Raw genomic sequence first — 12,362 nt, 5'->3', positions numbered from 1 at the left:
CAACAATAAGGAACACACCCATGGATGTCCCTGCACAGAACGATCAGGCCATGACCCGCGACAGTCTTTACGGGACTGCCGCCGAAAGCACCTACGCCGGAATCACCAGCTTCATGCGTCGGCGCTACAGCCGCGACTTGCGTGGCGTCGACGTGGTGGTCAGCGGCGTGCCGTTCGATACCGCCACCAGCAACCGCCCCGGTGCGCGTTTCGGACCACGCGGCATTCGGGCGGCGTCCACCGGGATCGCCTGGGAACGCCATTGGCCGTGGACGTTCGACCCGTTCGATCACTTGGCGGTGATCGACTACGGCGATTGCGCCTTCGATTACGGCGCGCCGCATTCGGTGCCGGAAAGCATTGAAGCCCACGCCGGGCACATCCTGGATAACGGTTGCGCGATGCTGACCTTCGGCGGCGATCACTTCATCAGTTATCCGCTGCTCAAGGCCCATGCCCGCCAGCATGGCGCGTTGTCATTGATTCACTTCGATGCCCATAGCGACACCTGGCCGGATGAAGAGGGCAAGCGTGTCGATCACGGCACGATGTTCTGGCATGCGGCCAGGGAAGGGCTGGTGGATCCGTCGCGTTCGGTGCAAATCGGCTTGCGCACCACCAATGACGATCATCAGGGCTTTCAGGTGCTGGATGCGCGGCAGGTTCATCGGCAAGGGTGCGAGGCGATTGTCGAGGCGATTCGTGCGCGGGTCGGCGATCACCCGGTGTATTTGACCTTCGACATCGACTGCCTCGACCCAGCCTTCGCGCCCGGCACCGGGACGCCGGTGTGCGGCGGCTTGAGCACGGTGCAGGCGCTGGAGATTCTCGGCGGCTTGCGCGGGATCAACCTGGTGGGGATGGACGTGGTGGAGGTGGCACCGGCCTACGACCACGCCGACATTACCTCACTGGCTGCGGCGACCCTGGCCATGGAAATGCTGTGTTTGTATGCGGCCAGGCATAAGGTCGATCGGTAACGGGCAAGCCGATGTGGCGGGTGGGGCTTGTGTGGCGAGGGGGCTTGTCGGACCGCCGCACCGCCCCGTTCGATTGCGAAGCAATCGTAAACCGGTCACTGCATTTTCTGATGCAAGACCGCGAAGGCTGGTTTTAGGGGCGCTTCGGACCCCAACGGGGGCAAGCCCCCTCGCCACATAAACCCGCTCCGGGCTGTGTCAGACTTTCGCTCCTGCCACTTTCTGACAGTAGCCTCTGCTAAGCTCCGGCGACTTCCAGAAAGGAGCCTGCCGACCGTGTCGCGAACCACTCGTTTACTGACCTTGTTACAAGTGCTGCGGGGCAAAAGTCGTCCGGTGACTGCCGCGACATTGGCCAGCGAGCTGGAGATTTCCGAACGCACGCTGTACCGAGACATCGCTGAACTCACCGCACTCGGCGCGCCGATTTTTGGTGAAGCGGGGATCGGCTATGTGTTGCGCAGCGGTCTGTTTCTGCCGCCCTTGATGCTCAATGCCGATGAAACCGAAGCCATCGTGCTCGGTTTGCGCTACGTGGATCAGCGTGGCGATGAGGTCTTGAGCAAAGCTGCGGCCGATGCCCTGGCAAAAATCGCCGCGGTGCTCGACCCGACGGCCCAGGACGCCTTGCGCAACCCAACGGTGCTGCCGGGCCCGCCGGGATATGGCTATCCGCAAAATGCCGTGCCATTGAATGTGTTTCGCCAGGCCATCCGCGATCAGGCCAAGTTGCATATCGATTACGCAGACGCCAACCAGGTGCCCAGCCAACGGTTGATCTGGCCACTGGCCCTGGGGTTTCTCAATGAGGTGCGGATCATCGTCGCCTGGTGTGAGTTGCGCAGTGCCTATCGCACGTTCCGCACTGACCGGATCTCGGCTGCCAGTGAACAGGGTGAGCGCTATCCGGGGCGGCGCAGCGACCTGTTGCGCACCTGGCGCAAGCAGATGCAACTGGACGAAGCAGGGCGTTTCACTCCTGACAAGAACTGACACTGGCTTGTTTTAGCATGGCTCCAGAATCAACTCACAAGGAGCCGTAAACATGTCCAATCCAGCCTCTTCACTGGCCCCCGCCATTGCCGCCTACATTGCTGCCGCCAATGCTCGCGACACCTCGAGGGTCGCCAGTTTTTTCGCTGAGGATGCCAACGTGTTCGATGAGGGGCAGCATCAGGTCGGCACGCAAGCCATCGCCCAATGGATGCAAGACACAGCACAACGTTATCAGCCGCGGGTCGAGGTGCTTGACGTTCAACAGCGCACCGGCAAAGTGCTGGTGCACAACCTGATCTCCGGCACTTTTCCCGGCAGCCCGCTGGAATTGCGCTATATGTTCCGCCTCAATGAACAGGGCAAGATCGCCCGGCTGGACATCTCTCTGTAACCACCGGCCCAGGCTTGGCGAGCCGCTATAGAGACGTATACTGCCGTGCATGAATGTCGACTCTCCCTTAACCGCCTGGCAACACGCCATCGAACAGAAGGGCTTCGTCCAGGACGAAGCCCAGGAACATGCCGTGTGGGCGCTGCAAAAATGCCACGAAGCCTTGCAGGAAGGCCGCGCGCCCATCACCGGCGTGTACCTCTGGGGCCCGGTCGGGCGGGGCAAGACCTGGTTGATGGATCAGTTCTATCAAAACCTGCGCGTCCCGGCCCGGCGGCAGCACTTTCACCACTTTATGGGCTGGGTGCATCAGCGCTCCTTCCAGTTGACCGGCACCGCCGACCCGCTGAAGGCCCTGGCCCGCGAGCTGAGCCAGGAAGTGCGGGTGCTGTGTTTCGATGAACTGTTCGTCAACGACATCGGTGACGCGATCATTCTCGGGCGCTTGTTCCAGGTGATGTTCGAACAGGGCGTGGTGGTGGTCTGCACCTCCAACCAACCGCCGGATCAGCTGTACGCCGATGGCTTCAACCGCGACCGCTTTGTGCCGGCGATTAGCGCGATCAAGCAGCACATGCAGGTGATTGCGGTGGACGGTGGAGAAGATCATCGTCTGCACCCCGGCGCCGGCCTGCAGCGTTATTGGGTGAACGTTTCGGGTCAGCCCGGCGCACTCGGCGACGTGTTCAAGGCCTTGACCGTCGGCCAGACGCTGTCCAGCGCTCCGGTGCAGATCGGCTACCGTTCGGTCAATGTCATGCAGGCCAGTCGAACTGTGCTCTGGTGTCGTTACGCCGAGGTCTGCGAGCAGCCTTTTGCCGCCATGGACTTCATGGCCCTGTGCGACACCTTCAGCGCTATTCTGTTGAGTGACGTGCCTAATCTCAGCGCGCAAAAACGCGAAGGGCGCATCGCCCGCGGCACTGAAGACGGTGTCGAGCGGGTGGCGGCGGGGGATCGCGAGTTGCCGCAGTTATCGGTGCATGACGACGGTGTGCGGCGGTTCATTGCCCTGGTGGACGAATGCTACGACCGCAAGGTGCCGCTGTACCTCGAAGCGCAGGTGCCGATGGAGGCGCTGTACACCGAGGGCTATCTGGAATTCCCGTTTCGCCGCACCCTCAGCCGTTTGCAGGAGATGCAGCTAAAACGTTTTGCCGAGGCTTGATGTCCGGGAGCAGTGAACATGAATCAGCCCTTGTCCCACCATTTGCTGACCATGGCCTATCAGAACGCCTGGGCCAATCACCGACTGGCCAAGGCCTGGATGCAACTGAGCCCGGCTGAGCTGGCGGCGCCGCGCGTCAGTTTCTTCCCCAGCCTGCGCGCAACCCTCAACCACATTCTGACGTGCGACTGGTTCTATGCGGACGCCCTGGAGCGGGAGTTGCGCGGTGACGAGCCGCATCCCGATTGCTATGTGTTTTTCAACCAGGATGAGCCATTCACCGACGGCGCCGATCTCAAGCGCGAGCAAGCGGTGGTCGACCGTTGACTGATCGCCTACTGCGAGCAATTGCGTGACGCAGAGCTCGGGCGAATCGTGACCATTGCGCGCGATACCCCGCAACACGACAGCCGATTACGCCTGCTGTCCCATCTGTTCGAGCACCAGATTCACCATCGCGGGCAGGTTCACGCGATGCTCAGTGGTACGTCGGTCAAGCCGCCGCAACTGGACGAGTTCTTCTGTGCCGGTGAGGCGGGGTTGAGGGCCGAGGACTTTGCCGAGCTGGGATGGACCGAGGCACTGATCTGGGGCGCTTGAAAGTGCGAAATTACAACGGGATCCGGTTGTCGGCACCCCGGCGCTCGCGATAATGTCGCAGGACCTTTCAGTGCGCAAGAAGCGAACTGGGGCAACTTCATGTGTGATCGAGGGTGGAAATGGAATCCGCAGAAATTCTTGTGCTTCAGGCCAGTTACAGCAACCCGACACATGCCGAGGCGATTTGTCTTGTATTGAACCATTACGCCGAAGACCCAATGGGTGGCGGTAAGTCGTTGCCCACCCATGTGTTGCAACAACTGCCGGGGGAGCTGGCCAAGCGGCCCCATGCCTTCAGTGTATTGGCGTTTGTCGGTGGCGAGCCGGCAGGGCTGGTCAATTGCTTCGAAGGCTTTTCGACCTTTGCCTGTCGGCCATTGGTCAACGTGCACGATGTGGTCGTGGTGTCGAAGTTTCGCGGGTTGGGACTGAGCCAGAAAATGCTGCACAAAGTCGAGGACATCGCACGTCAGCGCGGCTGCTGCAAAATCACCCTGGAAGTGCTGGAAGGCAATCCAGTGGCCCAGGCGTCTTATGGCAAATTCGGTTTTTCACCCGGCATGTTCGACCCGGCGCACGGCCGGATGCTGTTCTGGACCAAAGCGCTTTAGTCCTCCGAGCCATAAAAAAGGGCACCCATCAGGACGCCCTTAATTCATCTGTAGCAGCTGTCGAGCACCGCGAGGCAGCGTTCGGCGGCGAAGCCGTCGTAAATCCTGAATGCACAGTGTGTCTGACAGACCGCAGCGCCTGATTTTACGACGGCTGCGCCGCCGAACGCTGCCTCGCGGTGCTCGACAGCTGCTACAGCGCTACAGGTCGCGGGTTCTTCAAAACTACTGCTTAACGACTGCCGGGGCGACCGGCGCGGCCTTGGGTTTTATCAGGCTGAAGTCGATCAACGGCCGCTGCTCACGCTCGTAAGGGTTGCCAATCATCAATGGCCGAGGCTTGAAGCTGTCGCTGACCAGGCTTTTGCTGCGGTCCAGTTCGTCGAAACTCAGGCCGGCCAGATCCGCCCAGGTGTGAATCAGCTGGGAGCTACTGTACGGCCGACCCAGATCAGCGGCAAAACTCCAGTCATGGCTTTCGCGCCATTTCGGCGAGGCCCAGGCCATGAATGGAATGGTGTACATCGGCGCGGTCGGCTTGTTCTCGTTGCGGCCCAGGGTGTTGTGGCCAGCGGAGTCGAACACGTCTTCGCCGTGGTCGGAGAGGTACAGCAGGAAGCCGTTTGGATCGGTCTTGGCGTAGTCCTTGATCAGGCTCGAGACCACGAAGTCGTTGTACAACACCGCGTTGTCATAGCTGTTGTACGTCGGCACCTGATCGTCACGCACGCCGTCCGGCACGCCGTTGCGGTCGGTGAACTTGTTGAACGTCGGCGGGTAACGATACTGGTAGCTCATGTGCGTGCCGAGCAAATGCACGACGATCAGCTTGCGTGGCGCCGCATCGGCCAGCGCCTTGTTGAACGGCTCGATCACATCGCCATCGTACTGGGCGGCGTTCTGGTTGCGGTTGTTGTTCAGGTACGCCTGCTCGTCGGCCTGTTCAGAGAAGGTCGTGAGCATGGTGTTGCGCTTGGTCATGGTCTGCTGGTTGGTGATCCAGAAGGTTTTGTAACCCGCCTGTTTCATCATGCTGACCAATGACGGTGTCGTCAGGTAGAGGTCCGGGTTTTCTTCGTCGGCGAACGTCAGCACCTGCTGCAGCGCTTCAATGGTGTAGGGGCGTGGGGTAATGACGTTATCGAAAACCGCCAGTTGGTCCTTGAGCTTGTCCAGTTCCGGGGTGGTTTCCCGCGGGTAGCCGTACAGGCTCATGCGCTGACGGTTGGTGGACTCGCCGATCACCAGCACCAGGGTCGCCGGCTGATTGGCCATCGAGTCGGTGAAGTTCTTCAGCGGCGGGATCTTGCTGGCGCTGTCGAGCATGTCTTGCATGCCGGCCAGGGTACCGAGGTAACGGTGATAGGCCACGGCCATCTGCCACGGCACGGCGGGCTCGATGCGGGTTTCGAATTTATCGAAGCCTTCCGCCAGGCTGCCGGTGTGCGCGGTCTGCTTGATCAGCGGGTAACCGATCACGGCCAGCACAATCGCCGTCGCTGCAATCAGCGCCTGGACGCGTGGCAGGTACACCGGACGCACGCGGGTCCAAAGGAAATACGCGAACGCGGTGTGGGCGAGGAACGCCAGTACCATCCACCAGGCAAAGTATTGCGTCATGTACTCGCCGGCTTCAGACACGTTCGATTCGAACATGATGAAGATGACGCTCTGGGAGAATTCCTGCTGATAGATGAAGAAATAACCCAGGCTGGCCATCGAGCAGGCCCACAGCACCACGCCGATCAGCGCGGACATCACACGGGTTTGTTTGGGGAATAACAGCATTGGCGCGAGCCAGACGGCGCTCATCACAAAGGCCTGGCGGAACCCGCTAAAACCGGAGGTGCCCGTCAGTTGAATCAGCAGTTGGGTGATACCGGAGAAATACCAGAAGAACAGAAATAACCAGAGAAATCCTGCCCAATCAAAACCATTCGCAGACGTTTTGCTGCGTTTAAACAAAGCCATTCAACACTCCAGCCTGATGATCGGCCGTCGGCACTCTCCTTGTTACAGACGAACGGATGCCGCTCGCAAAGCAAGCAGCCACAAAGGGCCGGAGTATCGCCAAGCAAGTGTGAAAACTTTGTGAGTTGTCGAAGCGGTCAGGATTGCAGCGAGAAGGAAACAGCGGCGGCTGATCCCTTCTCTCAAACGAAGGAGCAGGCGAGGAGATCAGGCGTGAGGAGCACGTTGGGTGATGGGCAAGGGCTGAGCCTGATTGCCTTGGGTCAGCAGGCGCAATTGCGCAACTTCCCGTTTCAACTGATCGCGCTCGTCTTTCAACTGGCGCAGTTCATCGCGACGGATCGTGACGTAAAGGGTTTGTGCTGGCAGTGCGGTGTGTACGGTGCCCATTGCTCACCTCGCAAATGGCGGTATCAACTGTAAGTCGGCTCCCGAAATCGGGTGCTCACTTACTATCGGCGCCAATTTTGATTTCTTTTGCCCCTGAAGGGAACTTTTTTATTTTTCATTGTCGTTGTGTCTTCGGCACGATTCCCGACGTTATCAGTCTGGATCGGGCACAATGCCCGGAAACTTCATCCCGCCGCTCTGGACTAACCTTCACTAGTCGCGTTGGGCTATAACCTTAGACACACTTTATTTGTAGTAGGGAGCATCAGTACATGCAACTCGGGATTATTGGACTGGGCCGCATGGGCGGTAATATTGCGCGGCGCCTGATGCTCAACGGGCACACCACCGTTGTTTACGACCGCAATACCGCTTTTGTCGACACCCTGGCCGAAGAGGGCGCTACCGGCGTCGCCGATTTGCCAGCCCTGGTCGCTGGCCTGGCCAAGCCGCGCGCGGTGTGGGTCATGCTGCCCGCCGGCGCACCGACCGAAGACACCATCGACACCCTGAGCACCCTGCTTGAAGAGGGCGATACCATCATCGATGGCGGCAACACCTTCTATAAGGACGATATCCGTCGGGCCAAAACCCTGTCGGAAAAAGGTCTGCATTACATCGACGTCGGCACCTCCGGCGGCGTCTGGGGCCTGGAACGTGGCTACTGCATGATGATCGGCGGCGATGCCGAGACGGTTAAGCGTCTTGACCCGTTGTTCGAGTCCCTGGCCCCGGGTATGGGCGACATTCCGCGCACCAAGGATCGCAAGTCCGATGACGATCGCGCCGAGCGCGGTTACATCCACGCAGGCCCCGCCGGCGCCGGCCACTTCGTCAAAATGATCCATAACGGCATCGAATACGGAATGATGCAGGCCTTCGCCGAAGGCTTCGACATCCTCAAGACCAAAGCCAGCACCAACCTGCCGGAAGATCAGCGTTTCGACCTGAACGTGGCTGACATCGCCGAAGTCTGGCGTCGTGGCAGCGTGGTCTCGTCCTGGCTGCTCGACCTGACCGCCGATGCGCTGGCGTCCGATCCGAAACTCGACGGCTACTCGGGTGAAGTGGCCGACAGCGGTGAAGGGCGCTGGACCATCGAAGCCGCCATGGAACAAGCGGTGCCGGTACCGGTGCTGTCGAACTCGCTGTTCTCTCGCTACCGTTCGCGCGGGCAAGGCAACTTTGGCGACAAGATTCTCTCGGCCCAGCGCTTCGGCTTCGGCGGCCATGTGGAGACTGCGAAAAAATGACCCACGTGATCCGCAGGAAATCCAAGGCAGAACCCGCACCGCCCACCACGCTGTTTTTGTTCGGTGCCCATGGTGATCTGGTCAAGCGCCTGCTGATGCCGGCGCTGTACAACCTGAGTCGCGATGGTTTGCTGGGGAATGGACTGCGGATCGTCGGCGTTGATCACAACGCCATCAGTGACGAAGCCTTTGCCAAAAAACTCGAAGATTTCATTCGGGCGGAAGTGGCAGCCAAGGTCGGCAAGGGCGATCAGGCCCTTGATCCGGCGTTGTGGGCAAAATTGGCCAATCACATCAGCTATGTCCAGGGCGATTTCCTGGATGAACGCACTTATGACGCGCTGGCGGCGAAAATCGACGCCAGCGGCACCGGCAACGCCATCTTCTACCTGGCCACCGCCCCGCGCTTTTTCAGCGAAGTGGTGCGGCGTCTCGGGGCTGCCGGATTGTTGCAAGAAGCCCCTGAAGCGTTCAGAAGGGTGGTGATCGAAAAGCCTTTCGGCTCGGATCTGTACACCGCCGAAGCCTTGAACGCGTGCTTGCTCAAAGTGATGACGGAAAAGCAGATCTACCGGATCGATCACTATCTGGGCAAGGAAACCGTGCAGAACATTCTGGTCAGCCGATTCTCTAACAGCCTGTTCGAAGCCTTCTGGAACAATCATTACATCGACCACGTACAAATCACCGCCGCCGAAACCGTCGGCGTGGAAACCCGTGGCAGTTTTTATGAGGTCACCGGCGCCCTGCGGGACATGGTGCCCAATCACCTGTTCCAATTGTTGGCGATGGTCGCCATGGAGCCACCGGCGGCGTTCGGCGCCGATGCGGTACGCGGCGAGAAGGCCAAAGTCATCGGCGCGATTCGCCCCTGGTCGATCGAGGAAGCGCGAGCCAACTCAGTGCGCGGCCAATACACCGCCGGCGAAATCGATGGCAATTCGCTGCGCGGTTATCGTGACGAAGCCAACGTCGCGCCCGACAGCACCACCGAAACCTATGTCGCGCTCAAAGTGATGATCGACAACTGGCGCTGGGTCGGCGTGCCGTTCTACCTGCGGACCGGCAAGCGCATGAGCGTGCGCGACACCGAGATCGTCATTTGCTTCAAGCCGGCGCCGTACGCGCAGTTCCGCGATACCGAAGTCGAAGAACTGCAGCCGACCTACCTGCGGATCCAGATCCAGCCCAACGAAGGCATGTGGTTCGACCTGCTGGCCAAACGGCCGGGACCGGCGTTGAACATGGCCAATATCGAGCTGGGCTTTGCCTACAAGGATTTCTTTGAAATGCAGCCGTCCACTGGCTATGAAACCTTGATCTACGATTGCCTCACCGGCGATCAGACGCTGTTCCAGCGTGCCGACAACATCGAGAACGGCTGGCGTGCCGTGCAGCCGTTTCTCGACGCCTGGCAGCAGGACGCAACCCTGGAGCGCTATGCGGCCGGCGAAGACGGGCCACAGGCCGCTGATGAGCTGCTGACCCGCGACGGTCGCGTCTGGCACAGCCTCGGATGAGGGACGTCACGCAACAACCCATCCGTTTTCTGCTCAGTGACATGGACGGCACGTTGTTGCTGCCCGATCACAGCCTCAGCCAGCGCACCATCGAGGCCGTCCGCGCCTTGCGTGACGCCGGCGTGCTGTTCAGCCTGGCCACCGGGCGTCCACCAAAAGCCATGTTGCAGCAAATCGAAGCCCTGGGCGTTGATTTGCCAACGGCGGCGTTCAATGGCGGCACGATCGTCAACCCGGATGGCAGTTTGCTGGTGGCGCATTATTTGCCGGCAACGGCGGCGCTGACGGCGCTGGCGCTGTTTGCCGATCAGCCGGATATTGAAGTCTGGGTGTTCAGCGGTGGTGACTGGCTGTTGAAGGACTCGAACGGCCCGATGGTCCCGCGAGAACAACATGGCCTGGGTTATCCGCCGGTGGTGGTCGAGAGTTTCGAGCCTTGCCTGGCACGCATCGACAAGATCGTCGCTGCCAGCAACAACACCGAACTGTTGATCGAGCTGGAAGCGCGGTTGCTGGCCAAGGTCGAAGGCCAGGCGCAGGTGTCGCGTTCGCAGCCGGTCTATCTGGACGTGACCGCGATGCAGGCCAACAAGGGCGCGGCACTGGCGACACTGGCCGGGTTTCTCGGGGTGTCGCTGGAACAGACCGCCGCCATGGGCGACGGCGGCAATGACCCGGCGATGTTTCATCGTGCCGGGTTGTCGATCGCCATGGGGCAGGCGGAAGAGGCGGTGAAGCGTCAGGCCGACGTGGTGACCGGGGCCAATACCGAAGACGGCGCGGCCCAGGCGATCGAGCGATACATCCTCAAGCGCTGAATACACAACCGATTGTAGGAGCTGTCGAGTGAAACGAGGCTGCGATCTTTTGATCTTAAAAAATCAAAATCAAAAGATCGCAGCCTCGTTTCACTCGACAGCTCCTACGGCTCCTACGGCTCCTACGGCTCCTACGGCTCCTACGGCTCCTACATTGGCTGCTACAGCCAGTAACTTACCGCATACCAGCCAAGAACCCCCATCACCACGGTGTATGGCAGCGCCATCCACACCATCCGCCCGTACGATAGACGAATCAGCGGGGCAATCGCCGAGGTCAGCAGGAACAGGAACGCCGCCTGACCATTAGGCGTCGCCACGCTCGGCAGGTTGGTTCCGGTATTGATCGCAATCGCCAGGGTTTCAAAGTGTTCGCGGCTCATGTGGCCGGAGATGAATGCCTGTTTCACTTCGGTGATGTAAATGGTCGCGACGAACACGTTGTCGCTGATGGCCGACAGCAAGCCATTGGCAATAAACAGCATGCCCGGCTGCTGGTCCGCCGGCAGCGTCAACACCCACTGGATCAGCGGCGCGAACAGTTGCTGATCGTGAATCACCGCCACCACGGCGAAAAATACCACCAGCAGCGAGGTGAACGGCATGGCGTCCTTGAAGGCGGTGCCGAGGCGGTGTTCGTCAGTGATACCGGTAAACGCGGTGATCAGCACGATCACCATCAAGCCGATCAGGCCGACTTCGGCGATGTGAAACGCCAGCCCGGCAATCAGAATCAGCGCCGCCGCCCCTTGAACCAGCAATGCGGCGCGCTGACGCGAAGTACGCTCGGCGTTGTCTTCGGCGGCGTAGTTGGCCAGCACCGCTCGCACGTTGTCCGGCAGCAGCGTGCCGTAACCGAACCAGCGCAGTTTCTCCAGCAGTACGCAGGTCACAAGGCCCGCTGCCAGCACCGGCAACGACACCGGGGCGATCTTCAGAAAGAACTCGGCAAAGTGCCAGCCCATCTCATGGCCGATCAGCAGGTTTTGCGGCTCGCCAACCAGCGTGCAAACACCACCCAACGCTGTGCCGACCGCGCCGTGCATCAGCAGGCTGCGCAGGAAGGCGCGGAATTGTTCGAGGTCGGCATGGTGCAACGTCGGCAACTGCCGGTCATCGCCGAACTCACTGTCCTGACGCGGATCGTTGCCCGAGGCGACGCGGTGATACACCGAGTAAAACCCCACGGCCGCGCTGATGATGACCGCGGTCACGGTCAATGCATCGAGAAACGCCGAGAGAAACGCTGACAGGAAACAGAACATCAACGCCAGCAGCGCCTTGGAGCGAACTCCCAGCAACAGGCGGGAGAACAGAAACAGCAGCAGGTCTTTCATGAAGTAGATGCCCGCCACCATGAACATCAGCAACAGGATCACCGGGAAGTTGTGCACCAGTTCGTCATAGAGCGCCTGGGGCGTGGTCATTTTCAGCAGCAGAGCTTCGATCAGCAGCAACCCGCCGGGCATCAGCGGGTAACACTTGAGCGCCATGGCCAGGGTGAAGATGAACTCCAGCACCAACAACCAGCCGGCCGCCACCGGACCGATCGTCCACAACACCAGGGCGTTGAGAATCAGGAATCCGATAATGCTGGCTTTGTACCAGCGGGGTGAATGCCCAAGAAAATTGTGTGCGAAGGCCTGGGCCATTGAGCCGGACAT

General features: G+C 60.2%; 11 protein-coding genes and 1 pseudogene. 9 read left to right on the top strand and 3 right to left on the bottom strand.

The window, feature by feature from the left end; translation table 11 throughout:
* Positions 1–20: 20 nt before the first annotated feature.
* The 6 genes and pseudogenes from speB (at position 21) to LOY36_RS14925 (ending at position 4,746) form a co-directional block, all read left to right on the top strand.
* A complete protein-coding gene (gene speB / locus LOY36_RS14950) occupies positions 21–980 on the top strand; it encodes an agmatinase (RefSeq protein WP_258668553.1) in 960 nt (319 codons plus the stop codon).
* A gap of 276 nt (positions 981–1,256) precedes the next feature.
* Positions 1,257–1,973: a YafY family protein gene (locus LOY36_RS14945; protein WP_019579228.1), complete on the top strand. Its 717-nt coding sequence runs from the start codon at positions 1,257–1,259 to the stop codon at positions 1,971–1,973.
* Positions 1,974–2,025: 52 nt separating this feature from the next.
* A complete protein-coding gene (locus LOY36_RS14940) occupies positions 2,026–2,367 on the top strand; it encodes a nuclear transport factor 2 family protein (RefSeq protein ID WP_008010768.1) in 342 nt (113 codons plus the stop codon).
* A 49-nt stretch (positions 2,368–2,416) separates the two neighbouring features.
* Positions 2,417–3,535, top strand: coding sequence for a cell division protein ZapE (gene zapE / locus LOY36_RS14935; protein WP_258668551.1), 1,119 nt, complete (start codon positions 2,417–2,419; stop codon positions 3,533–3,535).
* A gap of 18 nt (positions 3,536–3,553) precedes the next feature.
* A pseudogene (locus LOY36_RS14930) lies at positions 3,554–4,135 on the top strand (DinB family protein).
* Positions 4,136–4,254: 119 nt separating this feature from the next.
* A complete protein-coding gene (locus LOY36_RS14925; RefSeq protein WP_018926090.1) occupies positions 4,255–4,746 on the top strand; it encodes a GNAT family N-acetyltransferase in 492 nt (163 codons plus the stop codon).
* Positions 4,747–4,971: 225 nt separating this feature from the next.
* Here the strand turns inward: LOY36_RS14925 and LOY36_RS14920 are convergent, their stop codons facing one another.
* Together LOY36_RS14920 and LOY36_RS14915 are read right to left on the bottom strand one after the other, a co-directional pair.
* Positions 4,972–6,717, bottom strand: coding sequence for a phosphoethanolamine transferase CptA (locus LOY36_RS14920; RefSeq protein ID WP_258668550.1), 1,746 nt, complete (start codon positions 6,715–6,717; stop codon positions 4,972–4,974).
* Positions 6,718–6,924: 207 nt separating this feature from the next.
* Positions 6,925–7,107 (bottom strand): DUF6026 family protein, encoded by a 183-nt coding sequence (locus LOY36_RS14915; protein WP_019579222.1) that lies wholly within the window; start codon positions 7,105–7,107, stop codon positions 6,925–6,927.
* Between the two features lie 272 nt (positions 7,108–7,379).
* Between LOY36_RS14915 and gnd the strand changes: the two genes are divergently transcribed.
* The 3 genes from gnd to LOY36_RS14900 are packed head-to-tail and all read left to right on the top strand — an operon-like array spanning position 7,380 to position 10,698.
* On the top strand, positions 7,380–8,360 hold the full coding sequence (gnd, locus tag LOY36_RS14910; RefSeq protein WP_258668549.1) for a phosphogluconate dehydrogenase (NAD(+)-dependent, decarboxylating): 981 nt from the start codon (positions 7,380–7,382) through the stop codon (positions 8,358–8,360).
* Positions 8,357–9,880, top strand: coding sequence for a glucose-6-phosphate dehydrogenase (gene zwf, locus LOY36_RS14905; protein ID WP_258668547.1), 1,524 nt, complete (start codon positions 8,357–8,359; stop codon positions 9,878–9,880). Before gnd ends, zwf begins: the two co-directional genes overlap by 4 nt.
* Complete coding sequence (locus LOY36_RS14900) at positions 9,877–10,698, top strand: HAD family hydrolase (RefSeq protein WP_258668544.1); 822 nt, start codon at positions 9,877–9,879, stop codon at positions 10,696–10,698. Before zwf ends, LOY36_RS14900 begins: the two co-directional genes overlap by 4 nt.
* A 161-nt stretch (positions 10,699–10,859) precedes the next feature.
* Here LOY36_RS14900 and nhaB read toward each other — a convergent pair whose 3' ends face one another.
* Positions 10,860–12,362, bottom strand: coding sequence for a sodium/proton antiporter NhaB (gene nhaB, locus LOY36_RS14895; protein WP_064618114.1), 1,503 nt, complete (start codon positions 12,360–12,362; stop codon positions 10,860–10,862).

This window comes from Pseudomonas sp. B21-019 (assembly GCF_024749225.1).
GTDB lineage: Bacteria > Pseudomonadota > Gammaproteobacteria > Pseudomonadales > Pseudomonadaceae > Aquipseudomonas.
Note: the sequence above shows the minus strand (reverse complement) of the source record. Positions and strands in the feature narration are given on the sequence as shown.